Source organism: Halobiforma nitratireducens JCM 10879 (genome assembly GCF_000337895.1).
Taxonomy (GTDB): Archaea; Halobacteriota; Halobacteria; order Halobacteriales; family Natrialbaceae; genus Natronobacterium; species Natronobacterium nitratireducens.
Genome location: NZ_AOMA01000182.1, coordinates 18,860 through 45,701, shown reverse-complemented (window position 1 = coordinate 45,701; position 26,842 = coordinate 18,860). Strand labels below are relative to the sequence as shown.

The following is a 26,842-nucleotide window of genomic DNA, read 5'->3' as shown; positions in this document are numbered from 1 at the left end:
CATCGGGTCGGAACCGCTCCCACGGCTGGAGCGTGATCTCTGCGGCGACCTCCGGCGTGGAGATCGCCTCGAGGAAGGAGTAATCCTCCCGCAGCTCCCGGTATTCGGGCAGGTATCGCCCGGCCTGGCGCATCATCCACACCGGGGGGCGTTCGGTGGGTTCGCCCCGTGCAGCCTTGCGGAACAGGTCGTTCATGCCCGCCCGTAAGCGAGGGGGTGGCCTAATAGTTGTGAAACCCACCGCGGTGGCCCTGCGGTGGGGCGACGAGCCTCGGACAGCCGTCGGTGGGTGCATATGTAGCCCCTACTTATTACTATCTGGTTACGCTGGTACGGCTGTAAAATACAGCCAGATTATATAGGTGGGGCCGGACACGTTCGTGGTGGAGACGATATCGCCACTGTGACCGGTGACGGAATCACCGACCCGCGGGAACGGGACGGATGTTTTTTGAGAGTGGCCGCGTACCCAGGCGTATGGGCTCGTACGAAACGCGGACGGTCGGACTGCTACGGCGGATACTCTGCAGTTCGATCCACGGCTATCTCGCGCTGGTTTTCGGCCTCGCGTCGATCGGACTGGTGTTTGGCTACGCGTCCGATTCGATGTACGGCGTCAGCCACGGGATCAACCTCATCGCATACTGGCACGTCCCGCTCGCGCTGGTCGGTGGACTCGCGTTGACGGTGACGTTCCTCGGCTGTGTCCTCTATCTCCTCACCGGCACGCGCTTCTGGGAACAGCTCGCCCACGGCTCCGCCGAACTCGGCTTCGTGTTCGCGACGCTAACGCTCGTCACCGGCAGCGCGTGGGGACGGGTCATCTGGAACACCTGGTGGGACTGGTCGGACATCCGGCTCGTCACGTTCCTGTTCGTCTGGTTCATCTACGCCGGCTACCTGATCATCTACTCGAGTGGCGGTGGAGCGGGCCGGGTCTCCCGGCTCGCGTCCGTCTACGGCGTCGTCGGGTTCATCACCGTCCCGATCTCCTACGCGTCGACGCGGCTGTGGACCGCTCGCCTCCACGCGCCGTCGATCGGCAACCCGGACGCGGAGGCCGCCATCACGGCCTCGGTCCTGTTCGTGTCGATGATCGGCGTCCTGTTTCTCTATCTGTACCTCCTGGGTGCCAGGGTTCGCCTGCACGAGCTGGCGACTCGCGTCGACTCGCTGAAAAACCGCACGCGGACGGAAACCTACAAACCGACGGAGGGTCAGTGATCAGCCATGGACTACCTGCTACTGTTCGCGTACGGCACGGTGTTCGGAGCCCTCGTCATCTACGTGTTCTACCTGCGAAACCGGCTCTCGGAGCTCGAACAGCGACTCGAGGACGTGACGACCGATCACGACTCGAGTCGACAGGACTGAGACCGGTTGCTAGCGATTTCTCGGTGCAACCGCGACCTGGAGTGGACCCACCGGAACTAACGTACAGGACACGAGACCGACGACGATTCGTCGGTTCTGCAACGGCGACGTCTCTTCCGATTACGTCGGTGAACCGTACCCCAGTCGACGGGACGGTCGTCGATCGGAGGCCTCGAGACGGCGGAGACGGCGGAGACGGCGGGACGGCGACGAGCTGTCACTCGCGTCTGAGGGTTCGCTGTGCCCACCCGGTCGCACCGTCCGGGAACGGGTCCGATCGTTCCTCCGGCTGGACAGTTCCTTCGCCGTCGACCGTTCGTGCGTACACGTCGTAGCTGTCCGGATCGCCGTCTTCCGGCTCGATCTCGTATAGCCACTGGCGCGTCGTGTCCGGCTCCGGAAGTGGGTCGCTCATCGTCGCGTCCTCCCAGCTGTCGCCGCCGTCGATCGACACTTCGACCGACTCGACGCCGCGAGCCCCAGCGTAGGCGTGCCCGACCAGCTGAATGCGACCGTCCTCGAGGCGGTTGATCCGGTCGACCTTGGTGACCGCGTTCACCGCTCCCATGCCGTGCCAGCCGCGTTCTTCCCAGTAGCCGCCTTCTTCGTCGTCGATGATCTCGATGTCCGTGAGCCACTTGACGTGGAGTTTGCCCCACCGGTCGGGGACGAGCAACCGCACGGGGTAGCCGTGACCGGCGGGAAGCTCCATCCCGTTCATCCCGAACGCGAGCACGGACTCCTCCAGGTCAGCGAGTGGGACCGAGTAGAAGTAGTCGTCGGCCCCCTCCAGCATCGCGTACGCTCCCTCGTCTTCGATGCCGGCGTCCTCGAGGATATCCGTCATCCGAACGCCGGTCCAGACGGCGGTGTCGAGCTCTTCACCGTCGATATCGTCGCTCAGACACCGGATCGCCTTGTATCGGTTGACGGTCTCGTACCCCCGGACATCGTCGTAGTCGAGTTCGAGTTCCTCCTCGACGAGCCCCGATACCGAGAGTGTCCAGGCGTCGGCGTCGATCGACGGTGGGCTCGGGTTGATATCGACCTGGTAGAACTCGCCGATCGCGGAGATCATGGGCTTGATGCCGTCCGCGTCCAGCCCGGCGTCGTGGGCCTCCGAGACCAGATGCTCCGCCTCGAGTCGGGTCGCACGCTCCTGTAGTTCCCGTTCGGTCCGCTGGGTCTGCTCCCGGCGGACGAGCCCGAGTCCGTGCGCGACGACGTTGTACCCGGCGACCACCGCGACCGCCTGAACGACCGACCGACGGTCGGGGCTCACGTCGGTGGTGTCACGACCCGAGGCCGACAGCAGATCGAACCCCGCAACAACGGCAGCGCCGACGATCGCCGGGAGCACGACGGCGCGTGCGACGCCGACGACCGGATAGGCCACCAGGAAGACGAGCACGGCCGAGACCGCAACGCCGACCGGCTCCCGTGAGGAGGGGCCCGCTCTCGTGCCCAGTCGATAGCCAGCAAGCGCCACCGCACCGACGATCACGGACAACAGCCCCCCGGAAAAGAGGAGACTCAACTCGAGTGCGAGGTCACCGAACCGTTGGATTATCGCGGAGACGAACCAGCCCGGCAACACCTCGAGGACGAGCCGGTTGAACGCGGAAACGAGGAACCGCTCGGAGGTCGCGTAGATACCGAACGACGTCGCGACCGCCGAGATACCTGCAGCAAGCAGCGTTACGACCGCGACGAGCCGGCGATCGGTCATCGGCGGACCACCCGAACCGACGGTCCCGTTCGAGCTGTCCGAACCGATCGGTCGACGCCGGGGATGGCTCCTCGAGCGGTCGTCGGTACGTCGATCCCGTCTGTCATGGCCAGTACTCGGGGACCCGCGTAATTAAAAACCCGCCTCGTTATCCCAGATCGGGAATCGATGGTATCGAATCGGAAAGAAAATATTTGCTCCCGGAAACCGATAGTTCGGTTTCAAAAATCGGTGGGGACGGCGTTCGGGTCGTTAGTTCTCGTCGTACTGGTCGTACCCGTCCTCGTCGTCTTCTCCGGTGTCGTCTTCACCGTCGGTCTCGTTCAGGTCGGTCTCGGCGTGTGCCCCGTGGAGGTCGGGCGTCTCGTTTTTCTCGGTCTCGGGGTGATCCTCGGGATGTTCGCCCTCGTGGGCCCGGACCGTCAGGTCGTCGGCCTCGAGTTCGTCGCCGTCGAAGTGTCCTTCGGCGACGACGACCCGGCCGTCGGACATGGTCTCGGGCATCTCGCCGTCGTAGGTTACCGACTTGGTGTAGTTACCGTCCGCGACGTCGAACGTAATCGGGCCGCTGTCGTCGACGCCGACCGCCTGCCCCTCGAGTTTGACGACGGTGTCGTCGTGCTCGTCGGATTCCGCGAGGTCGGTCGGGGTGACGAACTGGGCAGCCGACCCCATCGTCGTAGTCGCTAGGATCGCCAGGAGGACGACGATGCCGACGCCACCGACCACTACCTTTACATTCCGATCCATTACATGTCTCTTCCGGTCGTTGTTACATCAAACCTTCGCCAGTCACGACGCGGTAGGAACGTCGGTGGCGACGGCGTTCCGACGCGGTCGGATCGACCGGTCGGTATATTACTCTGTCGTCCGAACGACCGGTATGCGCGTGCCAGTGTCTCGACGACGATTCGTCGCGGCCGGGACGGGGACGATACTGGCGTCGGTCGGCCTCGCCGGCTGTCTCGACGGGGACGAGCCGACTGAAACCGACTCGACGCCGACCGATCCCGAAGGATCGGCTTCGGGGACGGCCCAGGACCAGCGCCAGAACCAGACCCACTGGGAGTGGTCGGGTTCGCTCCCGCTCGAGTCGGCCGTCCAGTACCACGACCCGAACTGTGGTTGTTGTGGCGAGTACGTAAGCTACCTCGAGAGCCACGGGATAGACGTTCGCGTCGAGTACCCCGACGACCTCGCCGCGACCAAGACGGAACTGGGCGTTCCGACCGACGTTCGGAGCTGTCACACGCTCGTGCTCGGCGAGGAAGACGACGCCGACTACCTCGTCGAAGGTCACGTCCCGCTCGAGGCGGTCGAAACGCTCCTGGAAGACGACCCGGACGTGCGAGGGATCGCAGCACCCGGAATGCCGAGACACTCCCCAGGGATGGGGCCCCGGGGGGACGAGCCGCTACAGATCTACGCGTTCGACGAGGACGGCGGCGAGGAGTATACGACCGTGTGATCGTCGCGGCGTCGGTAGCCCGTTTCTCAGTACAGCGCCGAGAGGAAGACTCGATCGAGCTCGAACAGCAGGGCGACCCCCGTCACGAGCAGGACGACGCCGACCGCACGTCGAACGACGTCCCGTCGCCCGAGCACGCCGAGGTGATCAGCGACAGATCGACCCGCGAGTTTGCCGCCGTAAGCGACGCCCAGCAGCGGGATCGCGAACCCGACGCCGTAGACGAACAGGAACGCGCCGCTCTCGACGGCAGCTCCGGTCGTCGCGGCGTACGCGAGGACGGCCCCCAGTACGGGACCGACGCAGGGAAGCCAGATCACGCCCAGCAAGAGGCCAAGCGAGAACGCCGACGCCAGGGGATGGCGCTGCTCGTCGAGCGCGCCGACGCGTTCGGTGGCGGTACTCGAGAGCCGCGAGGCGTAGCGTGAGTAGGCGCGATGCAGATCGTCGTCGACCATCACCGCACCGAAAGCGACGATGGCCAGAAACGCCGGTGCGCGCAGCGTGTCGGGCGAGAAGGACCCGAGCGCGCCGACGAGAACGCCCAGCGCGGTAAAGGAAAGCAGGCTTCCCGAGACGATCGCAACGGGCCGGAGCCGATGGCCCACGCTGCCCGACAGCAGCGGCGGGAGCAAAGGGAGACAACACGGCGTCAGAATCGTGGCCGCACCCGCGAGGAGAACGACTGACAGCGTCGGAAGCTCCATCGGGCGACAGTACGGAATTACAATGCTTAAGTCATGCGTCCGCCAAGCGTCGGGCAATGGCTTTCGTCTCCGTCTCCGGCGTGACAAAACGGTTCGGCACCCACGTCGGCGTCGATGACGTCTCTTTCGATCTCGAGGCCGGCGAGACGGCCGTCCTCTTCGGGGCCAACGGCGCGGGGAAGACGACGCTCATCCGGATGCTCGCGTCGCTGTCCCGTCCGACGGAAGGAGACATCGAGATCGGCTCCGAGCCGCTTGGCAGCGGCAACGCGGCGGTTCGCTCCCGGCTCGGCGTCGTCGCCCACGAGACGATGCTCTACGAGGAACTGACGGCACGTGAGAACCTCCGGCTGCACGCCCGACTGCACGGCGTCGACGCCGCCGTCTGTGACGAGCTCCTCGAGACCGTCGGGCTCGCTTCCCGCGGGGGCGAACGGGTCGCCGGCTTCTCGCATGGCATGAGCAAACGCGTCTCGCTTGCGCGTGCGCTCGTTCACGATCCCGATCTCCTGCTTTTCGACGAGCCCTACACCGGGCTCGACCAGACGTCACTGAAACGTGTCGCCGCGGTCCTCGAGGACCTCGAGGACCGGACCGTACTGGCCGCGACCCACGACCTCGAGCGGGGATACCGACTGGCGGATCGGGTGCTTTTCGTGAACGACGGTCGGCTCGTCGGCGACCTCGAGACGACGGCGTTCGACGACGCGGCAGAGGTACTCGAGGAGTACGAACGGCGCTGTACGGGCGGAGAGCCACGAGCGGTGACGAGTGGGAGGGCGGTCCCGACGCGGTCGACGGTTGCGGGGACGGGAACCGAACGCGCGAGCGGAACCAACACTGACGATCCAGGAGGATCGAACGACGGATGACCGGGATCGGGGACTACCTCCGGGTCGTCTACACGATCGCTCGCAAGGACCTGCTCGTCGAATCCCGTAGCAAGCAGACCACGAACGCCGCGTTCGTCTTCGCCTTGCTCATCATCGTCGTCTTCTCGTTCGTCTTCGGTGAGGAGGTCGGCTCCCGTGACGTCCTCGCGCGTGGTGCGCTGTGGCTCGCCGTCGTCTTCGGCGGCGCGGTCGGGATGAGCCACGCCGTCGCACTCGAGGGGAAAAACGAGGCCATCGCCGGCCTCCTGCTCGCGCCGGTCGATCGATCGGCGATCTATCTCGGGAAAGTTGCCAGCTCGACGGTGTTTATCACCGGGATCGGCCTGTTGAGCCTCGGGTTCGTCGTCGTCTTTCTCGATTACGCGTTCGATATGGCGACGTTGGCGACGGTGTTGCTGGTCGTCCCGCTGGCCGCGCTCGGGTTCAGTGCGGTCGGCGTGTTGCTGTCGATCCTCATGCTCCACTCCCAGTTGCAAGAGTCGTTGTTGCCGGTCTTGCTCGTGCCGCTGGTGATCCCGATCATCCTCTCGGGGACGGCCCTGACCGAACCGGGACTCTCGGAGGGGATGACGTCGGCATGGTTCCGAATCCTGCTCACCTACGACCTGCTCGTCCTCGTCGCGGGCTGGATGACCTTCGAGTACGTCGTCGAGGAGTGAGGGAAGAGGAAACCGGCTCTCGTTACCGGTCGCGTCGACTATCCGCCAGCGTCAGCGCCGTCATCCCGACGAGCATCAACGCGACACCCAGCCAGATCTGATTGGCAAGCGGATACGTGTCGATAGTGATCGACGCGCCGCGTTCGTCGATCGACCCGACGACGTACGTGTCGCCGGTAATCCCGCGCTCGATGACGGCGTCGTTGGTGTTCATCTCCGAACGGAGATACTCCTGTTCGGCGATCGTCCCCTCGGCGACGCGCTCGCCAGCCTCGTAGACTGCCACGTCGAGTTCGTGGGAGGTCATCCGTGGCGTGTGCACGTCTCGTGGCGGCTCCGACACCGAACCCATGTTGTCCGCATCGGTGTAGACGAACGCCTCGGCGTCGGCGGCCGCCGTCTCACCCTCGAAGACCGTCCCCCGAGCGATTACTTCCGTGCCTTCCTCGAACAGCGACTCGTCGGCACCTGCCAGCCAGACGCTCGAGTCCTCGAGCCGGGCAATCGTCGTGCCCTCGACCGAATCGATGGCAGTTATCTCCCCCCTGACGAGCGAGGCGTCCTCGTCGACGGTCAGTACCTCCTCGGGGCTGCGAGCGGCCTCCTCGATGGTCGGTACCTCGGCCGTCTCGTAGTTAGTCACGTGGACTTCGTACTCGCCGTCGGGAGTCTCTTCGACGATCGGCTCGGGGTTGTTCCCGGCGTCGTCGATCCCGACGACTGCGACCGACGCCGACGTCGCAAAGAGGTAGACGAAGGAGATGGCGACGATCAACACCGCCCCGCCGACGTGGATAAGGACGATCCCCGTCTCGCGGATCTTGAACGCCCGCGAGGGGACGCCACGAATCCGGTCGACGTACCGCCAAATCCAGCTCCCCGCGAAGAACGCGGTCGGTGGGACGATCGAGAGGACGCTGGCCGAGCCGACGATCCGGTAGACGAGCGGATCGTGGGCGGCAGGGTCGCTCAGATACCAGTTCGCCGACGGGGCGACAAACGCCGCGACGAGGGTCGCGACGGCGACGGCCGCGGTCGCGCCGATCGCGAGCTTACGCCGCCGGAGATCGAGCAGGGCGTACAGCCCGCCCGCGAGCAGCCCCAGTACCACGACGGGGTAGCTCCAGAGGTTGTAGTGGTCCTGGCCGACGCTGACCTCGACGCCGGTCGCAGCGTTTCGCAACACGGGGAAAGACAGCCCCCAGACCGAGATGAACGCGAGGACGGCAAAGGCGAGCACAGCGCCGTGGTAGACCGTCCGTCGGCTCAGCCACGGCTCGTCGGCAGCGCGTGACCTCTCCTCGGCCTCGAGGAACCAGTAGCCAAAGGGCAAGAGGATCGCCGCCGTCCCGGTGACCCCGAGCAGGAACAGGATGCCGGTCCCGATCCCACCCGCCGCAAACGAGTGGACGCTCCGGAAGACCCCGCTGCGGACGACCGTCGTCGCGAAGATGACCAGCGGAAAGATGATCGCCGCCGACGCCGGCGCGAAGATCGGGTACTCGCCGGTCTTGGCGTAGCGGTTGATCGAGTGTAGGGAGGCAGTCAGGGCGAGCCACGGGATCAAGACGGCGGTTTCGACGGGGTCCCACGACCAGAAACCGCCCCAGCCGAGGACGCCGTAGGCCCAGATGCCACCGAAGACGATCGCCGCGGTCAACAACAGCCACGAGACACGCAGCCACTGGCGCATGCTCCCGAGCCACTCGTCGAAGACGCTTCCCTCACCACGGAACAGCGAGACGAAGTGTGTGATCCCCAGTGCGAACGGGACGATCAACAGCGCGTACGCGGCGAAGGTGATCGGCGGGTGGATCGCCATCCAGGGATCGACCAGCAGCGGGTTCAGGCCGTCACCGTCCGGCGGCACGAACCCGGCAGGTGTGTCCGGGAACGCGACCTCGATTGGGGTGAAGGGGCTCTGGGCGACCAGCATCGTCGCGAAGACGGCGACGATCCCCAGCGAGATCGACTGGGCGAGGTTCGCTCCACGACCCCGGAACCGACTCGAGTACACGGTCCACGTGGCGACGACGGCAGTCAGGGTCGCCCAGAGGAGAATCGATCCCTCGTGGTTCGCGTACGGGCCCGTCAGGCGGTACAGCAGCGAGAGGTAGTCCGCCGAGTTTTGCCAGACGTACGCGTTGGTGTAGTCGCCGACGACGAACTGGTAGGTGAGGTACGTGTGAGCGACGACCAGCGAAAGCGTCGACGTTCCGGCCGCGACAAGCGTCACGGGGCGGAGGTCGTCGGTTCGATAGACGTAGCCGTACAACAGGAGGATGGCCGCGAGACTACTTGCGAACGCTGCAATCGCGATCAGCAGCGTTCCAGGTGTGAGTGTGTTCGGAATCATTGGTTCTGACAGTCAATCGGTCCCGACTTCCTATGCCGAATCAACCCCGGCCCGGAGCTCCTCCAGGAACCGGTCCTCCTCGACGTAGCCGCCGAGCCGTGACAGTTCGTCGCCGTCGGCGGTCATGATGACGTGCTGTGGCGGGTAGGCGGCCTCGTGTTCGGCAGCGAGCGATGCGCCTGGTCCTGGCTCGTCGAGGTTGATCGCGAGGAGCACGTACTCGTCGAGTTCGTCACGTATCTCGTCGTTCTGGTAGTGGTTGTCGTCGTACTCCTGACAGTAGGTACACCAGGTCGTCCAGTAGTAGACGAGCACGGGTTTGTCCTGCTCCTCGGCGACCGCGATCGCCTCGTCGGGGTCCTCGTGCCACTCGATCCCGCCCTGGTAGGTGTAGTCGTGATCGCTGAGAACCGGGGCTGCGTTCATCGAGTAGTAGCCAAACCCCAGTACGGCGATGAGCACGGCTATCGTGAGGAGTTTCCGGGGGGTCATTCGTCGGACGTATCGTCGTTCGGATCGATCGCTGAAAGAGTTATCGCTACTTCCCAAAAAAGGGACGACGAGCGCCTATTCGTTGAGTCGTCGCGTGTAGCCAACGAGCGCCGCAGCGGTCGCGATCGCAAGCGCGATGACTGCCGCGCCGATCGTCATACCGGGGATGCCGTCGTCTGCGTCGTCATCTCCGACTTCGTCGGCGTCCTCGTCGCGTTCTTCCTCGATGTCCTCGAATTCGGCGTCAGCGTCCATCGGGATCATCGATTCACCGCTCGGGTTCGGCAGTCGCGGCATCTCCTGGTCGGGGTACTCCCCGGTCAGGCTCGTGAGGAAGGCGGCGATGTCCTCGACTTCCTCGTCGGATGGATCTTCGTCGAGGTTACAGGCCGCCATCACGCGGATGGACTCCTCGAGGGTCGGCACCTGGCCGGTGTGCATGTACGGCGCGGTGTGTTCGACGTTGCGCAACGTCGGCACCTTGTACATGAACTCGTCGGCCTCGTCGTCAGTGACGCCCGCACGACCCGGGTTCTCCATCAGGTCGTACTCCTCGATGTACTCCTCACACTGTGGGTTGTCATCGAAGGTCGGGTGAGGCTGGTAGACGCCCTCACCGGACTCGGGTTCGTCCCACTGACCGCTGAACATCGGTCCGGAGTGACAGCTCTGACAGCCGAGTTCCTGGAACGACTCCATGCCGTCGAGTTGCTGATCAGTCATCGCGTCAGCGTCGCCCTCGACGTACTGGTCGTAGGAACTGTTCGGCGTCACGAGCGTGCGCTCGTAGGCCGCGATCGCATCGACGGTGTTCTCGAGGGTCACGAGATCCTCGGGATCGTCACCGTCGACTTCGTCACCGTAGACGTCTTCGTACTGCTCGACGTAGCCGTCGACCGCTCGGACGCGGTCGAGGGCTGCCTCGTGGTCGGGCATGCCCATCTCGACGTCGGCGACGATCGGCCCTTCGGCCTGCTCTGCGAGTGTGTCGGCACGGCCGTCCCAGAACTGGGTGTGGTGGAACCCGGAGTTCCAGACGGTCGGCGACGCGACCGGGCCGGTCTCACCGTGGACACCCATCGCGACGGGGCGGCTGTCGTCACCGCCTTCCATCACGTTGTGACAGGTGTTACACGAGATGGTCCCCGTCTCGGAAATACGGGGATCGAAGTAGAGTTGTTCGCCGAGCTCGATTTTCTCTTCAGTGTCGTCTTCACGTTCGATGTACTCGTAGCCCGGGTGTGATTCCTCGGTCGGAGGCTCTACCGGGAGGTCCTCCGCCTCGTCGTCCTCTTCGTCGTCTTCCTGAACCTGCGGGGCGACATCGCCCTCGATCACCGGTTCAGCGCTTTGCTCTTCCGTGGCATCCGCCGCAGCCACAGCCCCTGCACCAACGATCGCCAAGAGACTGACGGCTACGACTAGTAGCAGCTGTCGACTATACCCCATGCGGGTTCGATTTTTGCCGGCCACAGTATAAATATTCGGGGGGTTCCCATCGGCGTAGAACCCCAGCTGATTGGACAGTGAAGGAGATTTCGATGTTTTCGGTCATATGACGGGTGTTTAAATACTACGCCAGGGAAAACCGCGCGAGTGTCTCGGCCCTCGAGATTCGGGGCGCGAACGACCCAGAGAAAGCTTTAGGAACCGGTCGCCCGAAACGTCGGACATCGTGGCACCAGTCAACCGGACCGTCGGAGCCGTGCTCGTCGTCTGCGGTCTCGTCTTGCTCGCCGGCTGTGCCGGCGGCATCGGTTTCCTCGGGGACGATAGCGAAGGAACCGGCGTCGACGTCGACGCGCTCGAGGCAAACGTCGAGGCCGTCGAGAGCTACCACGTCGAAGTAGAACGGACGCTACAGGCAGCGATGGTCAACGAGACGACGACGATCGACGGTGCCGTCGACGTCACGGACCGGCAGGCCCACCTGACGATGGCGACCGAAACCCACGTCGGGGCCGATCCGCGAACGACCGAAACCGAGCAGTACGTCCTCGAAGACGTACGGTACACGAGCGACGGCGACGGCTGGGAGCGAACGGCGGACGGCACCTGGGAGGACACACATCGGCTCGGATCGGCGACCGACGCGTTCGAAAACGCGACGCTCGAACCGATCCGGTCCGAAACCGTCGACGGGGTCGAAACGACGATGTACGAACTCGATGTCCCCGAGGACCGCGAGACCGACCTCGCGGGAATCGATGAGTCGGGACACGTAGGGACCTCCCTCGAAGAATTCGTCTACTACGTCCTGATCGACACGGAGACGGACACTCTCTACGGAACCGACATGCGGATGGAGGTAAGCCAGGGCGGCGAGCCGGCAATCGTGACCGTCGAGACGACGTTTACCGACCACGACGAGGTCGAGGTATCGATCCCCGAGGAAGTAACTGCCGAGACCGACGGGGCGGCCGGGGACGGCGCTGACTGATCCGGGACCGCGGGCTGTCCGAGTGCGTTACCCGTCGGAATCGGTCGCCGACTCGTTTGTCGCCGGCTCGTCCGATCCGAGCCCGTCCTCCGGGAGTTCACCAGCCTCTTCTCGCTGCTGGGCCTGGTCGAACCGATCTTCGGAGAGCATCGCGGAGATAGACGGCGCGTCTAGCAGGTCCACCATCGCGAGCGGTTCACCCTCGACGAGCATGGTCCCCTCGCGCTCGACCGTATCGAGCACCGTCGCACCGACTTCGTCGATCCGGGTACTCGCGTCGTCGACCGCCGCCTCGATCAACTCCCGTTCGCGCTCCGCGAGTTGCCGCTCGGCCTCTTCTCGATCCAGTTCTCCCTCCTCGAGTGCGCTCGAAACCTCCTGCTGGGCCTCCCAGAGCCCGTCGGGGTCCGGTTGCACGATCAGCGTCACCGTGCGGGTTTCGCCGCTCGAGGCGGTCGCGGACGGTTCGTCGGCCGACGGGCCGTCACCGTCGTCGGCGTCACTGCCCAAATCCATACAGCCCGCGAGTCCCGCAGCACCGACGCCGCTTAGCGCGAGGAAGCGACGGCGGTTGGTGCTGCCGGAGCTGGGGTCGGAGTCGAGGTCGACACCAGCCACTCCGTCGAGGTCGCTATCCGAAGTCATCGTCCCGGCGTTCGGGCGTCACGGAAAAAACGTTCGTGGTTCTTCCACCGTTACGGTAATCGACCGTCACTCCCACTCGAACGGAGGTCACGCCTCGTCCGACGGCACCGCGTCGCTCGCGACGGCCGCTGCCATGCGGTCGCAGGCGACGAGCAGCCCACCGACGACGATTCCGATACCTGCACCGACGACGGTGCCTCCGACGACGATTCGTCCGACTGCGACCGTCCCAGTGTCGGTCGATCCGGGGCCCGACGCGACGAACCCGAGCACCAGTACCACGGTCAGATACACCAGCGCGATTCCAGCGCCCGCGCCGGCGGTCCAGCCGATGGTCCCCACCGAGCGTCGTGCCCGCGCGTCGGCGGAGTCGCCGCCAGGAGAAGCGACGACCTCGAGGTCCGCCGCCGCGACCAGCGCCAGCAGCCACAGGTAGCCAAACAGGAGCCCCGCCGTCGGCGTGTCGGTCCCGAGCAACGCCTCGGCGAGTCCGCCGTAGACGTGCCCGACGAGGACAGCCGAGACGACGACAAGCACGAGTGCCGACGTAGCGGTCGCCGTGACCTCGAGTGTACGCCAGCTAGAGGCCACGTGCGATCACCCCCGCGAGGACGACGACGGCGGCGAGACACCATCCCGTACCGGCGTACAGCCACCGGAGCCGGTCGTCGTCGGCATCGACGGCACACACCTCCAACCGCTCGTAGCGAACGACGGCGAACGTTCGGACAATCGAGCCGAGGACGAGAACGAGGAGGACGCCGAGTTTGAGCGTCAGCGCCGTCCCTCGAGTCGTCGTCGCGTCGGGAACGCCGAACGCGACGAGGTTACCCAGTCCGGTGAACACGAGCAGGCCTGCCGTTCCCCAGAACAACCCCTCGAACCACGACAACAGCGTCACCGAGACGTCGTCGGCGACGCGAAACGCCAGCCACAGCACGACGGACCCACCGAGCGCCATCGACGCGGCGAGAACGTGCAACGTCCGGACCAAGAGGTACTCCGAAACGGCCATTCGAGCGTGACGTTCGTGGGCCGACGACAAGTACGTGAGGTTTCCCGGCCCAGCGGACAACCACTCACCCACGGTTCTGGCGGACGGGTGGATACCGTTCGTAGACCGCGGGACGGTCACGTTCGATCGTACCGAACCGTTCGACACCAAAGTTCCGTACACTCCCGACGTTACAGGATCACCCAGTCACGACCGTTCGATCGAGTCGCTCGATTGCGACGAGAGGCTCGAACAGGTCTCAACGCACCGGTCCGACCTCGGACGATCTGACTGGCCGGCTTTCGACAGGCATACCAGTAACTATTCAGATGTACGCACCGACGTTCGAACAAGGGGTAGTCTATGGCGAAGAAAAGTGCCGACGACGCAAGCGAACTCTGTGGGTCTGTTTGCCTCCAGTTGTGCCTGCCGGACGACGAGTCCGCGGCGGACTTCCTCCGGCTGTTGGGTCGGAACGACACGGACGCTCGGGTAGAGTCGATCATCGAGACCGACGGCCCCGGTAACGCCGTCGTGCCGGTCGACCTCGGAGCCCTGACCGAGAAGCAACGCGAGATGATGGTCTTGGCCCTCGAGACCGGATACTACGAGCGCCCTCGTCGAACGAATCTCACGGAGTTAGCCGCCGAAACGGGGCTCTCGAAGTCGGGCGTCTCCGAGCGGCTAAACGCCGCAGAACGGAACCTCGTTCGCGAAACGTTCGGCCGGTTCGTCGAGACCGAGGTCTCGCCTCCGTGAATCGACGGGCGAGACGACGGACGATACCGAGCCACAGTCGTGAGAAAGACTGTTCTTGTGGTTCTGGACCGCGTCGACATCGTCAGCCCCGCCTGCCGCCGACGAGTCTCCCTCCACGACACACGGTCCGAACCTGGCTCGAGTGTGCCAGCCAGAAACTCGCCGGTTCGACTGTGATCCGTCCTGCCTCGCCCTGATTCTCGGATGGTCCCTTCGACTTTGCGTTTCGCTCCGTCTCGCCACTGGCGCTTGTTGTGGGATCGGCGGATTTCCAACATGCACGTTCATTTCTTTCCTCCTTCGCTCCGATTCGATAACTGGTCAGATTTTCTCCGCTGTCTACTTTGCTCCTCGCTTTCACCTACGAATCGCGATTAATCTCTTGCTCTCTGAACCGCCGATCCAAGAACCGAACTATCCGTAAACCTTCGTTTCCACAAACTCTTCGGCGAGAGGGCGGACGAACCTTCAGCTCTCGAGGGTACAGTTCGAAGGGACAAACGGCGACGAGCGAAACGACCCGAATCGCGACGAAGCGACAACGGCTGTCGTCCGACGGCGGTTAGTAGAACTCCCGGACGAGATCCATCGCGTCGTCGGGTGCACCTTCGGGGATTTCGGACATATCCTCGGTGACGCCGTGTTTCTCGTGGTACGGGACGGAGTTCTCGTCCTGGTACATCACGCCCTGATACTCCTTGTCGCTGTCGAGGATGACTTCCTTGGCAGCCTCGTAGTCGGTCGGGTCGTGGCCCTCTTCCTCGAGGTCGACGAGGTTGTCGCGGAAGTAGTCGTAGGTGTCGACATCGTTGAACGTGACACAGGGGCTGAAGACGTTGACGAAGCCGAACCCGTCGTGTTCGATGGCTTCCTGGACGATCTCCTGATGGCGCAGTGCGTCGGAGGCAAACGACTGGGCGATGAAGGACGCACCGGAAGCAAGCGCCAGGGCCAGCGGGTTGACCGGCGGCTGCTTAGGCCCTTCGGGCGTCGTCGAGGTCTCGAAGTCCGAGCGCGAGGTCGGCGAGGCCTGACCCTTGGTCAACCCGTAGATGCGGTTGTCCATGACGACGTAGGACATGTCGACGTTTCGCCGGACGGCGTGGACGAAGTGGCCGGCACCGATCGAGTAGCCGTCACCGTCGCCGCCGGCGACCATGACCTCGATGTCGGGACGAGCCATCTTGACGCCGGTGCCGACCGGCAGAGCGCGACCGTGGACGCCATGCAGCGCGTAGCTGTGCATGTAGGTCCCAATCTTGCCCGAACAGCCGATCCCAGCGACCACGAACGTGTTGTCGGGATCGTTGCCGGTTTCGGCCAGCGCTTTCATCATGCCGTTCATCGTCCCGAAGTCGCCGCATCCGGGACACCAGGTCGGCTGCTTGTCGGATTTGAAGTCGGTGAATCGAACGTCGGAGCTCATTGTGCAGACACCTCCACGGAGAGTTGTTCGGAAATCTCTTCGGCGAGTTCGTCCGCTTTGAAGCGGACGCCCGTGTACTTGTTAATGCGTTTCACACGGGTAAGTGCATCGTGTTCGAGGAGATCGGCGAACTGTCCGGTCGCGTTCGCCTCGACCACGATGACCTCGTTTGCCGCCTCGATCTCGTCGCTTAGGTCGGGACGCGGGAAGATGTACGGCACCGAGATGACGCGGACGTCTTCTTCGAGGTAGTCCAGTGCCTCGACGAGTGCGCCTTCGTTGGACCCCCAGGAGATGACGAGGTTGTCGGCGTCTTCGTCGCCGAACTCGCGGTAGTCCCAGTCCTCCCGTTTTTCCGCCGTCTCGACCTTTCGGAACCGTTTGTCGACCTGCTGGACGCGCTCGTCCTGGTCTTCGGTTCGCCGACCCAGTTCGTCGTGCTCGAGGCCGGTGCTCATGTGTGCACCTTCTTCCGTTCCCGGGATGGCACGCGGGCTGATGCCGTCGTCGGTGACGGCGTGAGCGCGGAACCGACCCTGGGCGTCGAGCCACTCGTCGACTTCGTCGTCGTCGTCGACGAGCTTGCCGCGGTCGATCTCGACTTCGTCCATGTCGAACGCTTCCGGCGGGAACGTCTGCTCGGTGACCGACATCGCGAGGTCGGAGACGAGGAAGACCGGCGTCTGATACTTCTCGGCGAGGTTGAACGCCTCGACGGTCTTCCAGAAGCACTCGGTGATCGAGGTGGGGGCGACGACGAACCGTGGCACTTCGCCGTGGCCACCGTACAGCGCCATGTTGAGGTCGCCTTGCTCCTGTTTGGTCGGCATCCCCGTGGAGGGACCGGAACGCTGCACGTCGGTGATGACAAGCGGCGTCTCGCTCTGGGCGACGAGCCCGAACGTCTCGGTCATCAGGTCGACCCCGGCACCCGAGGTCGCAGTCATCGCGCGGGCACCGCCCCGGGCAGCGCCAAGCGCCATGTTGATCGCGGAGAGTTCGTCCTCGGCCTGGACGACGTGACCGCCGTAGTCCTCGATCCGGCCGGTCAGATACTCCATGATGGAGGTTGCGGGCGTGATCGGGTAGCCGGCGTAGAACCGACAGCCAGCGGCGAGTGCTCCCATCCCGATCGCCTCGTTCCCGTTCAGGAGAACGTAGTCCTCGTCGGTCGTCTCGAGGTCGTAGCCGAGATCGACATCGTAGTTCTCGCGGACGTACTCCTGTCCCATGCGGGCGGCTTCCTTGTTGTTCTCGACGATCTTCGAGCCCTTGCCGCCGAAGCGCTTCTCGAGGGACTCGTCGAGATACTCGACATCGAAGCCGGTGATCTCACACGCCGCGCCGAGCGCGACGGTGTTGCGCATGATCGCGCCGCCGGCCTCCTCCGCGATGGACTTCAGCGGGACGTCGACACCCGTCACGCCGTCGGGAATATCGGCCTCCCAGGAGCGTTCGCCGTCGTAGATGACGGCACTTCCCTCGTGGAGTTCGTCGACGTTTTCGTCGATGGTTCGCTGGGTAAGCGCGACCAGGATGTCGAGTCGGTCCACGACGCTCTGGACCTGGTCGACCGACGTTCGAATCTTGTAGGCCGTGTACCCGCCACGGATTCGAGACGCGAAGTCTTTCGAGGTGAACACGTGCCGTCCGGCGCGGGAAAGCGCCTGGGCGAAAATCTTGCCAGTGGAGTCGATACCGTCCCCGGCCTCGCCTCCGATCGCCCAGTTGAGGTCCTCAGCCATGTTATCGAGAGGCTTGCCTCCACCCGCTAAAAAGGCTTCTGAAAGCCTATCCCCCTCCTCCCCGGTACTCGCGGTCGAGTCAAAGTTCACGTCTCGGCGCGGATCGAAGCCAGAACGGAACGCCTTTTCAGTTCCCTAGCCAACCGAACGACATGGAGATAGCCGGAACGCCAGTTACCGTCGAATCCGTACGCGAGGTCGGACCGGACACGGTCGCCCTCGAACTCGAGACGCCCGCGGAGTTCGACGCCCTTCCTGGGCAGTTCGTTCTGTTGCGGGCCGTGCCTGGTGGTGACGAAGACGAAAACGAAGCCGACGACGACACCGATGTCGTCGAGCGCCACTACACGCTCTCGTCGCCGTCGGTCGACGAGACGTTCGAACTCACGGTCGGCGTCGATCCAGACGGTGACCTCTCACCCTGGCTCGCGGCCCTCGAGGGCGGCGAGACGGTCCACGTCGACGGCCCCTACGGAGCGATCACGTACGAGCGTGACCGGGACGTCGTCGCCGTCGCGGGCGGTCCGGGCGTCGGCCCCGCGGTCTCGATCGCCGAAGCGGCACAGGACGCCGGTTACGACGCGACCGTCGTCTACCAGGACGACGAGCCCGCCCACGGGGAGCGACTCGAGGCGCTCGAGGAGGCCGGAGCCACAGTCTACGTCCTCGACGGTGACACAGAGGACGACCTGGCCGACGCGATCGACCGCCATCTCGAGGACGGACAGCTCTACGCGTTCGGGTTCGAGGACTTCGTCACGTTCGTCACTGCGGCGATCGAAGACGCCGGCGGCGATCCGGACGAGGCGTCGATCGAGAACTTCGGATAGCCCGGTTCCCTGCTCATACTGCCGGACAAAACAATGCCCCACACCGATCGCACTCGAGACGCCGTTGCGAAATACGACGGTCGTCGAGACGCGATTGGATGTGTACTGACTGTTGTCCAGTAGTATCAGCCGTCGAAAACGACGGCCGCCGCGCCGCAGTCGGGACACGTCTCTCGCTCGTCGGGGAACCCGGCATCACACTCGAGACAGCGATACTCGAGGTCGGCGTCAGGGGCCGTTTCCCCGTCGCTTTCGCCATCGGTTTTGTTGTCGGGTTCGGCCTCGGCTCTGTCTTCGGCATCGACCGTCTCCTCGCGTGCAGCCTCGGCCTCCTGCTTTACTCGCTCGACTTTCTCACCGAGGCGTTCGAACAGGCTCATACGTCGCTCCTGGGTGAGAGCCGTGATAAGGCTTGCCACCGCTTTCACCGAGTGGGCCGAGAGCCGTGAGAACATGGCGTCACGATCCGTGGGCACCTGGCCCACGGAACCCTTATGCGTGGGTGTCACCTCCCTTTAGAAGCAATGGCGAAAGGTAACGTTGATTTCTTCAACGACACAGGCGGTTACGGTTTCATTTCGACGGACGACGCGGACGACGACGTTTTCTTCCACATGGAGGACGTCGGTGGCCCGGACCTCGAAGAAGGACAGGACGTCGAGTTTAGCATCGAACAGGCCCCCAAGGGTCCCCGGGCGACCAACGTCACCCGACTGTAGCTCGGATCGAGTAGTTCGTTTCGAGTCGTTTTCTTCACTGGCGGTACGAGGCGGATGCCCGACCCTCGAGGTTGGAGAGCAAGCCGACACTTGACGAAACTGATCACGCTCGATGGCAATACTGACGCCCATATCGCACGAAAATGTCTAGTAGGTCATATCCGTGATTGCCAATCACGGATGGACGACCCACCACGACGCACTGTCAACATCAAACTCGATGGTCCCGAAGAGCGTCGTGGCGACCTCCATCAACCCAAGGTTCAACTTTGTCGAGTGGAGTCCCCGTCCTCGAGGAGCAACGAGCAAAGCGAGTGAGTAGCGTCAACGAGAGCGGAGCTCTCGTTCGCACAGCAGACCGCTTCGCGTTCCGAGGACGCAGTAGGGCGGAGAGGAAACGATACCTCGAACTGGTAAGGAACGTCAGCATTACTGGAGTATATCCATCGCGGGCAGAAGTCGCGGTGGATGGGCCACCAGTCAACTGGCCCTCAACTCAGGGGCTTGAACGTGAACGGTGAGGACACGCCATCCGAACGGGGTACCGTCTCAGTGCTCGACCAGTTCCAGCAGAATTCCGCCCGTGTCTTTGGGATGGAGAAACGCCACTGTATGTCCCCACGCACCCGACCGCGGCGTCTCGTCGATGAGCGCCACGTCGTGCTCGCGGGCCGTCTCGAGTGCGCTCTCGATGTCGTCAGTCGCCAGTGCAAGGTGGTGAATCCCCGCACCGTTGTCCTCGAGATACCGCGAAATCGTCCCCTCCGTGATCGGCTCGAGCAGTTCGAAGTAGCCGTCGCCGCAATCGAGAAAGACGACACGCATCCCGTCGAACACCTCTTCGTGGACGGTCTCGAGGCCGAACAGGTCACCGTACAGCTCGGCGAGTTCCGTGGCATCCTCGGTCGCGATGCCGGCGTGGTCGAAGTGCATGGTCGTTCATTCGGAGATGGGTCCTAAATACCGTGGGGTCGTTCGTCGACAGCAGGCTCGACCCGGGCCGCTCCGATCACCGACGGCAGCGCCGAAGTGATGGCAGAAGACTGGCGGCGGCTCCGATAGCGACGCGGCGTCCTCACCGCTCAGCGAAGCCCAAGCGTCGCCGCCAGTCGGTCCCAGACACCGTCCCCGAGGTCGGCGACAGCTGCCATCTCCTCCGCGGTGAGTTCGAAGTCGAACACCGCCGCGTTGGCTTCGATGTGTGCCAGGGTCGCGGTCTTCGGAATCGCCGCGACGGCCGGCTGCTGGACCAGCCAGCGCAACGCGACCTGCGCGGCCGACTTGTCGTAGCGGTCGCCGATCTCCGCGAGCCTGTCGTCGCCGGGGACGGCCCCCTCCGCCAGCGGACTGTACGCAGTCAGGCACACGTCGCGGCCGGCACAGTACTCGAGCAGCTCGCCTTGCTGGTGGTATGGGTGGTACTTCACCTGGTTCGCTACGATCGGGGTCTCGGAGATGTCGCGTGCTCGTTCGAGACCGCCGACCTCGAAGTTACTGACGCCGATGTGATCGACGACGCCCTCCGACTGGAGGTCGTTCATCGCACCGAGAGTCTCCTCGAGCGGCGCACGATCACTCGGCGCGTGCAACAGGAGCAGATCGACGGTCGCGACCCCGAGGCGGTCGAGGCTGGCCCGAGTCGAGGAGAGCACGTCCTCGCGGGCCGCGTTATCGGGGTGAACCTTCGTGACGACGAACACGTCATCACGGTCGACATCGCTTTCGGCGATCGCCTCCCCGACGGCCGTCTCGTTGTCGTACATCTGGGCGGTGTCGATATGGCGGTAGCCGACCTCGAGGGCGGTTTCGACGGCACGTTTACAGTCGTTACCGGTTATTCGTGCCGTTCCGAAGCCGAGCTTCGGGATTTCGGGGCCATCAGTGGGGACGGTTACCGCCGGCTCGTCCGGTCCCAGTACCATGCCGGGTGACTGGACCTCCGTCGGCTTGAACTCACGGGTAATCGCCACGCGACCGAGCACGGCCGCCCGTTCGGGTGGACCTTGGACGGCGAGGAACATTTGTTTCGTTTGGGAGGTAGAGTGTTCCTCGAGTCGGGACCATTTCAGTCCCACCACCCCCGGAAGTTCACGCCGTCGTTCGAACTGCGGGCAACCCCGTCCCGTCGTCATCAGTAGTAGCAATCATTTTATAATTGCGCTCGATTATACTATTGCCTATACTTATAGCACCGGTGCTGCCACTTACCAATATCTGCATAGAATATTCTGAGTCGACATTTGGAGAAATCTATCGGCCGATATCGGCCACTACTGATTTACGTCTTTCTCGGCAAACTGTCGTAGGAAGCATGACTAAATCTGAAACTGATGTGTTTTCGCGCCGATCGCTGCTTTCGGCTGGGGGAGCAGTTGCCGGTGCGGGGCTGCTTGCGGGCTGTTCCTCTGTCGAGAACTCGAGCGCGGACGGGGGTGACTCGCTCGAGGTCGTAGTCGGGTCGAAGAACTTCACCGAATCGATCCTCCTGAGCTACATGGCGTACGAGCTACTCGACGCGAACACCGACGCCAGCGTGGTCGACGAGACGAACTACGGCAACAACGCGGAGACGTGGGGCGCGTTCGAGGACGGCACCATCGACTTCTACTGGGACTACACCGGGACGCTGTGGCTCACGAACCCACCACAGAACGACGAGCCAGTTATCGGTCAGGAAGAACAGTACGAAGCCGTCAAAGAGGAGGCAGAGGCCGAACACGACCTCGAGGTGCTCGATATGGCTCCGTTCGAAAACACCTGGGCGCTCGTCACCCATCAGGAGACGATCGACGAGACCGGGATCGAGACGCTCAGCGATCTCGCGGCGTACGTCGACGACGGTAACTACGATCTGTCGGTCGCCGTGGAAGACGACTTCTACGGGCGAAACGACGGCTGGCCCGGGTTGGTCGATCACTACGACTTCGACGACGAAGCGCTCGCGGAGTGGGAGCAAGCAGACGGCGTCGTCGTCGTCAACGTCGGCCTGACCTACGACGAAGTCGAACTCGGTACCGCCGACATCGGTGTCGCCTACAGTACGAACGCACAACTCGCGACCTACGACCTCGAACTACTCGAGGACGACGAATACTTCTGGCCGGCGTATAACCCGATTCCGGTGATTTCCGAGGAGAAGAGTTCGCCGGACGTTCGGGACGAGCTAAACCGAATCGGCCCGGCCATCGGCGGTCCCGGAACGATGCAGGAACTGAACGCACGAGTCGACGTCGACGGCGAAGACCCCCAAGACGTCGCGACCTCGTTTCTCACCGAACAGGGGCTGATCTGAGCGATGAGCGACGAGAACGACTCCGCCGATGGCGGAACCGGCTCCGATGGCGTCGTCGATCGTATCCGGGCGTCGTACCTCGCAAAGTTCGCACTCGCGCTGTTGGTGATCATCGTCGTCATCAGCATCGCGGGCGTCTACGTCCACGGCGACGCGGCAAACACGCTCGACAGAGACGTCGAGGAGGGGCTGACCGTCGAGGCGGAGGCCGATGCCGCGCAGTTGGGCGAGTGGATCGAGAGCAACGAGTTGCCGACGCGGCTGATCTCCGACCATCCCTCGTTCGCTGAAGACCCAGACGCAGTCCAGGAGTATCTCGTCGGAGAGCAAGAATCACATCTCCCCGACCGCGTCGAGACGGTTCGTCTCGTCAACACTATCGACGAGGTCACCCTCGCAAGCACCGACGACTCCCAGATCGGCGAGAGCGTCAGCGACGAACCGTGGATCACACAGACGGCGTTCAGCGGCTACGACGACGTCGTCACCTCTGAGCCGTACACCGACGATGACGGCTCGACCGTCATCACGTTCATGAGTCCCGTCCCGCAGGAGCCGGGCTGGGTCCTCGTGATGACCGTCGACGCATCGGCGGTCGACGAGAACTTCGACAGTTCGGTCGAGGAGACGTTTACCGAGGTAATTCGGGCAACCGGCGGCTCCACGCAGGTCCTGTTCTCGAATCACGCCGACGCTGGCGACGGCGAACTCGGGTCGTACGTCCCCAACGCGACCCAGCGGGACATCCCGGAGCTCAGAGACGGCCTCGATGGAAACAGTGGCTTCCTCGAGGAGGCGACGAAACAGTCCGAACTCGAGGACGAACACGTCGCGGCGTACGCTCCAGTCGAGGGAAGCGACTGGGTCGTCATCACGCACGCGCCAAGCGAGAACGCCTACCAGCTAAGCAGCGACATCCAGCGTGGAATCTTGCTGTTCATCGGTCTCGCACTCGTCGGCGTCGTCTTCGTCGGCGGGACTATCGGCCGGAACACGGCGAAATCGATCACCACGCTGTCGGAGCAAGCCGAGCGGATCAGAGCCGGCGAGTACGACGTCGTCCTCGAGTCCGATCGACGGGACGAACTCGGCACGCTCTATCACTCGATCGACGACATGCGAGCATCGATGGTCGAGCAGATCGAGGAGTCCGAAGAGGCACGAAAGCGGGCCGAGCGCAAGACCGAGGAGGCCGAGCAAGCAAAAGAGACCGCAGAAGCGGCCCAGGAAGAGGCCGAAGCGGCTCGTCAGTCGGCCGAGGAACTCCTCGAACACCTCCAGACGAAAGCCAACGCGTACCGCGATGCGATGGAGGCGGCTGCAAACGGTGACCTGACCAGACGTGTCGATCCGAAGAGTCAGAACGAAGCGATGGAAGAGATCGGCACCGCGTACAACGAGATGATCGCCGAAATCGATCGCATGATCGACGAGGTAAGCGAGTTCGCCGAGGCGGTCGCCGCAGAGAGCCAGGACGTGACGGCCGGAAGCCAGGAAGTCCGTGACGCGAGCGAGCGAGTCGCCGAGTCGGTTCAGGAAATCTCAGAGGGGGCATCACAGCAACACGACGCACTCCAAAGCGCCGCCAACGAACTGAGCGATCTGTCGGCGACGACCGAGGAGATCGCCGCCTCCTCCGACGAGGTTGCGGACCTCGGAAAGCAGACGTCCGATGCGGCCGAATCCGGCCAGGAAGCGGCCTCGAAGGCTGCCTCGGCGATGGACGAGATCGACGAGAGTTCCGAGTTAGCCGTCTCGGAGATTCGCGACCTGGAGACCGAGGTCGCCCACATCGACGAGTTGATCAGTCAGATATCGACTATCGCGGACGATACGAGTCTCCTCGCGCTCAATGCGAACGTCCAGGCCGCCCGCGCCGAAGGGAACAGCAACGCCGGTCGCGGCTTCAGCGTCGTCGCACAGGAAGTCAAAGAGCTCTCGGGCGACGCGAAGGAAGCTGCCGACGAGATCGAACAGCGACTGGAGCGGATCAGGGCTCAGACCGAGACGTCGGTCGAGACCGTCGAGATGACGAGCGAACGGATCGACGACGCGATCGACCAGGTCGACGACGCAGTCGAAGAACTCGACCGGATCACACAGTACGCCGACGAGACGAACGTCGGCATTCAAGAGATTTCCGACGCGACGGACGATCAGGCCGCCTCGCTCGAAGAGGTCTCCTCGATGGTCGACGAGACCGCGACCATCAGCGAGGAAACGACGGCCGAGGCGGAGAACGTCGCTGCTGCCGCCGAAGAGCAGACGAGTTCGATGGCGAGCGTCTCCGACCGGACCAGGCAACTCGCCACGCAGGCGTCCGAACTCTCGGAACGGTTCGACGACCTCGAGACGACCGGGTCCGACACGGAGTGAGCCGGTTGCGGTAGCTTTCCCGGCGCAACCGCCATCGCCCGCCACCGCGGTTGCGTTTGAAACGACCGACAGTGATCCGTTCGCGGAGACAGGGCGGGTTCCGTGGCCTCTTCGGCCTTCGGGAATCGATCCGATCGGACTGGAGAACCGAACTCGAGGAGAAGACGGCGTGCTGGGCTGTTCCTACATCGCGCTCCCGGGCTGGTACTCGCCGAACTCCTCGCGAAGGACGCCACAGATCTCCCCGACCGTCGCGTACGCTTTCACGGCGTCGACGATGTACGGCATCAGGTTGTCGTCGCCGCGGGCCGCGTCCCGCAGTGCCTCGAGCGTGGCGTCGACGGCCTCGTCGTCGCGCTCTTCGCGGACGGACTCGAGGTGATCGATCTGGCGTCGTTCGTCCTCTTCGGTGACTTCCTGGACGTCCATCTCGGGTTCTTCGTCTTCCATCTCGAACTCGTTGACGCCGACGATGATGCGCTCTTTCTCTTCGATCTCCTTCTGGCGGTCGAAGGCGGTGTCCTGGATCTGTCGCTGGACCCACTGCTGTTCGACGGCCGCGAGCATGCCGCCGCGGGACTCGACTTCGTCTAAGATTTCGTAGGCTTCCTCCTCGACCTCGTCGGTCAGGGATTCGACGTAGTAGCTACCTGCCAGCGGGTCGATGGTGTCGGCTGCGCCCGATTCGTGGGCGAGGATCTGCTGGGTTCGGAGCGCGGTCCGGACGGATTCCTCGGTCGGCAGCGAGAGGGCCTCGTCTTTCCCGTTCGTGTGGAGCGACTGGGTGCCACCGAGTACCGCGGCCAGAGCCTGGTAGGCGACCCGGACGACGTTGTTCTCGATCTGCTGGGCGGTCAGCATCGAGCCGGCTGTCTGGGTGTGGAACTTGAGCTGTTTCGACTTGGGATCGTCGGCGTCGAACCGCTCTTCCATGATGTCGTGCCACATTCGACGGGCTGCGCGGAACTTCGCGACTTCCTCGAAGATGTTGTTGTGGCCGTTGAAAAAGAACGAGAGCTGGGGCGCGAACTCGTCGACATCGAGCCCGGCGTCGATCGCGGCCTCGACGTACTCGATGCCGTTGCCCAGCGTGAAAGCCAGCTCCTGGGCGGCCGTCGAGCCGGCCTCGCGGATGTGATAGCCCGAGATGGAGATCGTGTTGAACTTCGGAGTCTCAGCCGCGCAGAACTCGAAGATGTCCGTGATGATCCGCATGGACGGCTCCGGTGGGTAGATATAGGTGTTCCGGGCGATGTACTCCTTCAGGAGGTCGTTCTGGATCGTCCCACGGAGTTCCTCGCGGTCGACGCCCTGCTTGTCACCGACGGCGATGTACATCGCCAGCAGGACGGACGCGGGTGCGTTGATCGTCATCGAGGTCGAGACCTGGTCCAGCGGAATGCCGTCGAAGACGGTCTCCATGTCGTCCAGTGAATCGATGGCGACGCCTGCTTTCCCGACCTCGCCGGCGGCCATCTCGTCGTCCGAATCGTACCCCATCTGAGTCGGCAGGTCGAACGCCATCGAGAGCCCGGTCTGTCCCTGATCGAGCAGGTAGTGGTACCGTTCGTTGGTGTCTTCAGGCGTCGAGAACCCGGCGTACTGGCGCATCGTCCACAGCCGGCCCCGGTACCCCGTGGAGTACACCCCACGCGTATACGGTGGCTCGCCCGGATTCCCCAGGTCCTCCTCGTAGTCGAGGGCCCCGACGTCGTCAGGCGTGTAGAGCCGATCGACTTCCTGGCCGCCCGTATCCGTCGTGAACGTTTCGTTCCGTTCGCCGAAACGCTCGAGGACGGGCTCGACCTCCTCCTCGTGCCACTCCTCCTTACTGGCACGGATCTCCTCGAGTTCGTCGGAATCGAACATTATGATTACCGTGGACGGGAGGCGGCTTGAAGCTTGATGAACGCATCAGGCTTGCCCGCCTCCTGTAGT

The 26,842-nt window shown here is 63.8% G+C and carries 27 protein-coding genes; 11 read left to right on the top strand and 16 right to left on the bottom strand.

What is annotated here, in order from left to right; translation table 11 throughout:
• On the bottom strand, window positions 1-196 hold a 196-nt coding region (locus C446_RS16575; RefSeq protein ID WP_006674281.1), incomplete at its 3' end, for a uroporphyrinogen decarboxylase family protein.
• 281 nt (window positions 197-477) lie between these two features.
• Between C446_RS16575 and C446_RS16570 the strand changes: the two genes are divergently transcribed.
• The gene (locus C446_RS16570; protein ID WP_006674280.1) at window positions 478-1,224 is read left to right on the top strand and encodes a cytochrome c biogenesis protein; all 747 of its coding nucleotides are present in this window, start codon (window positions 478-480) and stop codon (window positions 1,222-1,224) included.
• 6 nt (window positions 1,225-1,230) lie between these two features.
• Complete coding sequence (locus C446_RS16565; RefSeq protein WP_006674279.1) at window positions 1,231-1,374, top strand: CcmD family protein; 144 nt, start codon at window positions 1,231-1,233, stop codon at window positions 1,372-1,374.
• A 217-nt stretch (window positions 1,375-1,591) separates the two neighbouring features.
• On the opposite strand, the gene C446_RS16560 is transcribed toward C446_RS16565, so the two are convergent.
• Together C446_RS16560 and C446_RS16555 are read right to left on the bottom strand one after the other, a co-directional pair.
• Window positions 1,592-3,103 (bottom strand): molybdopterin-dependent oxidoreductase, encoded by a 1,512-nt coding sequence (locus C446_RS16560; protein WP_006674278.1) that lies wholly within the window; start codon window positions 3,101-3,103, stop codon window positions 1,592-1,594.
• Window positions 3,104-3,355: 252 nt separating this feature from the next.
• A complete protein-coding gene (locus tag C446_RS16555; RefSeq protein ID WP_049920311.1) occupies window positions 3,356-3,853 on the bottom strand; it encodes a cytochrome c maturation protein CcmE domain-containing protein in 498 nt (165 codons plus the stop codon).
• 133 nt (window positions 3,854-3,986) lie between these two features.
• On the opposite strand from C446_RS16555, the gene C446_RS16550 reads away from it, so the two are divergent.
• Complete coding sequence (locus tag C446_RS16550; protein ID WP_049920316.1) at window positions 3,987-4,571, top strand: DUF411 domain-containing protein; 585 nt, start codon at window positions 3,987-3,989, stop codon at window positions 4,569-4,571.
• A 26-nt stretch (window positions 4,572-4,597) separates the two neighbouring features.
• On the opposite strand, the gene C446_RS16545 is transcribed toward C446_RS16550, so the two are convergent.
• The gene (locus C446_RS16545) at window positions 4,598-5,278 is read right to left on the bottom strand and encodes a cytochrome c biogenesis CcdA family protein (RefSeq protein WP_006674275.1); all 681 of its coding nucleotides are present in this window, start codon (window positions 5,276-5,278) and stop codon (window positions 4,598-4,600) included.
• 56 nt (window positions 5,279-5,334) lie between these two features.
• Here C446_RS16545 and C446_RS16540 point away from each other — a divergent pair, with 56 nt between their 5' ends.
• Both C446_RS16540 and C446_RS16535 read left to right on the top strand, forming a co-directional pair.
• The gene (locus C446_RS16540) at window positions 5,335-6,150 is read left to right on the top strand and encodes an ABC transporter ATP-binding protein (RefSeq protein ID WP_006674274.1); all 816 of its coding nucleotides are present in this window, start codon (window positions 5,335-5,337) and stop codon (window positions 6,148-6,150) included.
• Window positions 6,147-6,830, top strand: coding sequence for a heme exporter protein CcmB (locus tag C446_RS16535; protein WP_006674273.1), 684 nt, complete (start codon window positions 6,147-6,149; stop codon window positions 6,828-6,830). The genes C446_RS16540 and C446_RS16535 overlap by 4 nt, the downstream gene beginning before the upstream one ends.
• A 22-nt stretch (window positions 6,831-6,852) precedes the next feature.
• Here the strand turns inward: C446_RS16535 and ccsA are convergent, their stop codons facing one another.
• The 3 genes from ccsA to C446_RS16520 all read right to left on the bottom strand — a co-directional run bounded on the left by ccsA (window position 6,853) and on the right by C446_RS16520 (window position 11,127).
• Window positions 6,853-9,186, bottom strand: a complete 2,334-nt coding sequence (ccsA, locus tag C446_RS16530; RefSeq protein WP_006674272.1) for a cytochrome c biogenesis protein CcsA — start codon at window positions 9,184-9,186, stop codon at window positions 6,853-6,855.
• A gap of 30 nt (window positions 9,187-9,216) precedes the next feature.
• Window positions 9,217-9,678: a thioredoxin family protein gene (locus C446_RS16525; RefSeq protein ID WP_006674271.1), complete on the bottom strand. Its 462-nt coding sequence runs from the start codon at window positions 9,676-9,678 to the stop codon at window positions 9,217-9,219.
• Between the two features lie 75 nt (window positions 9,679-9,753).
• Complete coding sequence (locus C446_RS16520) at window positions 9,754-11,127, bottom strand: cytochrome-c peroxidase (protein ID WP_049920310.1); 1,374 nt, start codon at window positions 11,125-11,127, stop codon at window positions 9,754-9,756.
• A 226-nt stretch (window positions 11,128-11,353) separates the two neighbouring features.
• Here C446_RS16520 and C446_RS16515 point away from each other — a divergent pair, with 226 nt between their 5' ends.
• Window positions 11,354-12,118, top strand: coding sequence for a hypothetical protein (locus C446_RS16515; protein ID WP_006674269.1), 765 nt, complete (start codon window positions 11,354-11,356; stop codon window positions 12,116-12,118).
• A gap of 27 nt (window positions 12,119-12,145) precedes the next feature.
• On the opposite strand, the gene C446_RS16510 is transcribed toward C446_RS16515, so the two are convergent.
• The 3 genes from C446_RS16510 to C446_RS16500 all read right to left on the bottom strand — a co-directional run bounded on the left by C446_RS16510 (window position 12,146) and on the right by C446_RS16500 (window position 13,778).
• Entirely contained in the window at window positions 12,146-12,763 is a 618-nt protein-coding gene (locus C446_RS16510) for a hypothetical protein (protein ID WP_006674268.1), read from the bottom strand.
• Between the two features lie 87 nt (window positions 12,764-12,850).
• On the bottom strand, window positions 12,851-13,354 hold the full coding sequence (locus C446_RS16505; RefSeq protein ID WP_006674267.1) for a hypothetical protein: 504 nt from the start codon (window positions 13,352-13,354) through the stop codon (window positions 12,851-12,853).
• Window positions 13,344-13,778 (bottom strand): DUF2214 family protein, encoded by a 435-nt coding sequence (locus tag C446_RS16500; RefSeq protein ID WP_006674266.1) that lies wholly within the window; start codon window positions 13,776-13,778, stop codon window positions 13,344-13,346. The genes C446_RS16505 and C446_RS16500 overlap by 11 nt, the downstream gene beginning before the upstream one ends.
• Window positions 13,779-14,120: 342 nt before the next feature.
• On the opposite strand from C446_RS16500, the gene C446_RS16495 reads away from it, so the two are divergent.
• Window positions 14,121-14,516: a helix-turn-helix domain-containing protein gene (locus C446_RS16495; RefSeq protein WP_006674265.1), complete on the top strand. Its 396-nt coding sequence runs from the start codon at window positions 14,121-14,123 to the stop codon at window positions 14,514-14,516.
• Between the two features lie 562 nt (window positions 14,517-15,078).
• Here the strand turns inward: C446_RS16495 and C446_RS16490 are convergent.
• On the bottom strand, window positions 15,079-15,942 hold the full coding sequence (locus tag C446_RS16490) for a 2-oxoacid:ferredoxin oxidoreductase subunit beta (RefSeq protein ID WP_006674264.1): 864 nt from the start codon (window positions 15,940-15,942) through the stop codon (window positions 15,079-15,081).
• Window positions 15,939-17,687 (bottom strand): 2-oxoacid:acceptor oxidoreductase subunit alpha, encoded by a 1,749-nt coding sequence (locus tag C446_RS16485; protein ID WP_006674263.1) that lies wholly within the window; start codon window positions 17,685-17,687, stop codon window positions 15,939-15,941. Before C446_RS16485 ends, C446_RS16490 begins: the two co-directional genes overlap by 4 nt.
• Before the next feature lie 152 nt (window positions 17,688-17,839).
• Between C446_RS16485 and C446_RS16480 the strand changes: the two genes are divergently transcribed.
• Complete coding sequence (locus C446_RS16480; protein WP_006674262.1) at window positions 17,840-18,517, top strand: ferredoxin--NADP reductase; 678 nt, start codon at window positions 17,840-17,842, stop codon at window positions 18,515-18,517.
• A 125-nt stretch (window positions 18,518-18,642) separates the two neighbouring features.
• Here the strand turns inward: C446_RS16480 and C446_RS16475 are convergent, their stop codons facing one another.
• Entirely contained in the window at window positions 18,643-18,897 is a 255-nt protein-coding gene (locus C446_RS16475; RefSeq protein WP_049920314.1) for a hypothetical protein, read from the bottom strand.
• A gap of 144 nt (window positions 18,898-19,041) precedes the next feature.
• On the opposite strand from C446_RS16475, the gene C446_RS16470 reads away from it, so the two are divergent.
• Entirely contained in the window at window positions 19,042-19,236 is a 195-nt protein-coding gene (locus tag C446_RS16470; RefSeq protein ID WP_006674260.1) for a cold-shock protein, read from the top strand.
• A gap of 549 nt (window positions 19,237-19,785) precedes the next feature.
• Here the strand turns inward: C446_RS16470 and mce are convergent.
• Window positions 19,786-20,169, bottom strand: coding sequence for a methylmalonyl-CoA epimerase (gene mce / locus C446_RS16465; protein WP_006674259.1), 384 nt, complete (start codon window positions 20,167-20,169; stop codon window positions 19,786-19,788).
• A gap of 149 nt (window positions 20,170-20,318) precedes the next feature.
• The gene (locus C446_RS16460; protein ID WP_049920313.1) at window positions 20,319-21,158 is read right to left on the bottom strand and encodes an aldo/keto reductase; all 840 of its coding nucleotides are present in this window, start codon (window positions 21,156-21,158) and stop codon (window positions 20,319-20,321) included.
• Between the two features lie 389 nt (window positions 21,159-21,547).
• Between C446_RS16460 and C446_RS16455 the strand changes: the two genes are divergently transcribed.
• Both C446_RS16455 and C446_RS16450 read left to right on the top strand, forming a co-directional pair.
• A complete protein-coding gene (locus C446_RS16455; protein WP_006674257.1) occupies window positions 21,548-22,528 on the top strand; it encodes an ABC transporter substrate-binding protein in 981 nt (326 codons plus the stop codon).
• Window positions 22,529-22,531: 3 nt separating this feature from the next.
• On the top strand, window positions 22,532-24,904 hold the full coding sequence (locus tag C446_RS16450; RefSeq protein ID WP_006674256.1) for a methyl-accepting chemotaxis protein: 2,373 nt from the start codon (window positions 22,532-22,534) through the stop codon (window positions 24,902-24,904).
• Between the two features lie 183 nt (window positions 24,905-25,087).
• Here the strand turns inward: C446_RS16450 and C446_RS16445 are convergent, their stop codons facing one another.
• Complete coding sequence (locus C446_RS16445; RefSeq protein ID WP_006674255.1) at window positions 25,088-26,773, bottom strand: acyl-CoA mutase large subunit family protein; 1,686 nt, start codon at window positions 26,771-26,773, stop codon at window positions 25,088-25,090.
• Window positions 26,774-26,842: the final 69 nt, after the last annotated feature.

Excerpts from the sequence above, each read along its gene's own strand:
- C446_RS16520 (WP_049920310.1), bottom strand. The coding sequence starts at position 11,127 with ATGGGGTATAGTCGACAGCTGCTACTAGTCGTAGCCGTCAGTCTCTTG.
- mce (WP_006674259.1), bottom strand. The coding sequence starts at position 20,169 with ATGCACTTCGACCACGCCGGCATCGCGACCGAGGATGCCACGGAACTC.
- C446_RS16570 (WP_006674280.1), top strand. The coding sequence starts at position 478 with ATGGGCTCGTACGAAACGCGGACGGTCGGACTGCTACGGCGGATACTC.
- C446_RS16535 (WP_006674273.1), top strand. The coding sequence starts at position 6,147 with ATGACCGGGATCGGGGACTACCTCCGGGTCGTCTACACGATCGCTCGC.
- C446_RS16550 (WP_049920316.1), top strand. The coding sequence starts at position 3,987 with ATGCGCGTGCCAGTGTCTCGACGACGATTCGTCGCGGCCGGGACGGGG.
- C446_RS16445 (WP_006674255.1), bottom strand. The coding sequence starts at position 26,773 with ATGTTCGATTCCGACGAACTCGAGGAGATCCGTGCCAGTAAGGAGGAG.
- C446_RS16450 (WP_006674256.1), top strand. The coding sequence starts at position 22,532 with ATGAGCGACGAGAACGACTCCGCCGATGGCGGAACCGGCTCCGATGGC.
- C446_RS16470 (WP_006674260.1), top strand. The coding sequence starts at position 19,042 with ATGGCGAAAGGTAACGTTGATTTCTTCAACGACACAGGCGGTTACGGT.
- C446_RS16475 (WP_049920314.1), bottom strand. The coding sequence starts at position 18,897 with ATGAGCCTGTTCGAACGCCTCGGTGAGAAAGTCGAGCGAGTAAAGCAG.
- C446_RS16460 (WP_049920313.1), bottom strand. The coding sequence starts at position 21,158 with ATGGTACTGGGACCGGACGAGCCGGCGGTAACCGTCCCCACTGATGGC.
- C446_RS16540 (WP_006674274.1), top strand. The coding sequence starts at position 5,335 with ATGGCTTTCGTCTCCGTCTCCGGCGTGACAAAACGGTTCGGCACCCAC.
- C446_RS16490 (WP_006674264.1), bottom strand. The coding sequence starts at position 15,942 with ATGAGCTCCGACGTTCGATTCACCGACTTCAAATCCGACAAGCAGCCG.
- C446_RS16555 (WP_049920311.1), bottom strand. The coding sequence starts at position 3,853 with ATGGATCGGAATGTAAAGGTAGTGGTCGGTGGCGTCGGCATCGTCGTC.
- C446_RS16545 (WP_006674275.1), bottom strand. The coding sequence starts at position 5,278 with ATGGAGCTTCCGACGCTGTCAGTCGTTCTCCTCGCGGGTGCGGCCACG.
- C446_RS16510 (WP_006674268.1), bottom strand. The coding sequence starts at position 12,763 with ATGACTTCGGATAGCGACCTCGACGGAGTGGCTGGTGTCGACCTCGAC.
- C446_RS16500 (WP_006674266.1), bottom strand. The coding sequence starts at position 13,778 with ATGGCCGTTTCGGAGTACCTCTTGGTCCGGACGTTGCACGTTCTCGCC.
- C446_RS16485 (WP_006674263.1), bottom strand. The coding sequence starts at position 17,687 with ATGGCTGAGGACCTCAACTGGGCGATCGGAGGCGAGGCCGGGGACGGT.
- C446_RS16455 (WP_006674257.1), top strand. The coding sequence starts at position 21,548 with ATGACTAAATCTGAAACTGATGTGTTTTCGCGCCGATCGCTGCTTTCG.
- C446_RS16480 (WP_006674262.1), top strand. The coding sequence starts at position 17,840 with ATGGAGATAGCCGGAACGCCAGTTACCGTCGAATCCGTACGCGAGGTC.
- C446_RS16565 (WP_006674279.1), top strand. The coding sequence starts at position 1,231 with ATGGACTACCTGCTACTGTTCGCGTACGGCACGGTGTTCGGAGCCCTC.
- C446_RS16560 (WP_006674278.1), bottom strand. The coding sequence starts at position 3,103 with ATGACCGATCGCCGGCTCGTCGCGGTCGTAACGCTGCTTGCTGCAGGT.
- C446_RS16495 (WP_006674265.1), top strand. The coding sequence starts at position 14,121 with ATGGCGAAGAAAAGTGCCGACGACGCAAGCGAACTCTGTGGGTCTGTT.
- ccsA (WP_006674272.1), bottom strand. The coding sequence starts at position 9,186 with ATGATTCCGAACACACTCACACCTGGAACGCTGCTGATCGCGATTGCA.
- C446_RS16525 (WP_006674271.1), bottom strand. The coding sequence starts at position 9,678 with ATGACCCCCCGGAAACTCCTCACGATAGCCGTGCTCATCGCCGTACTG.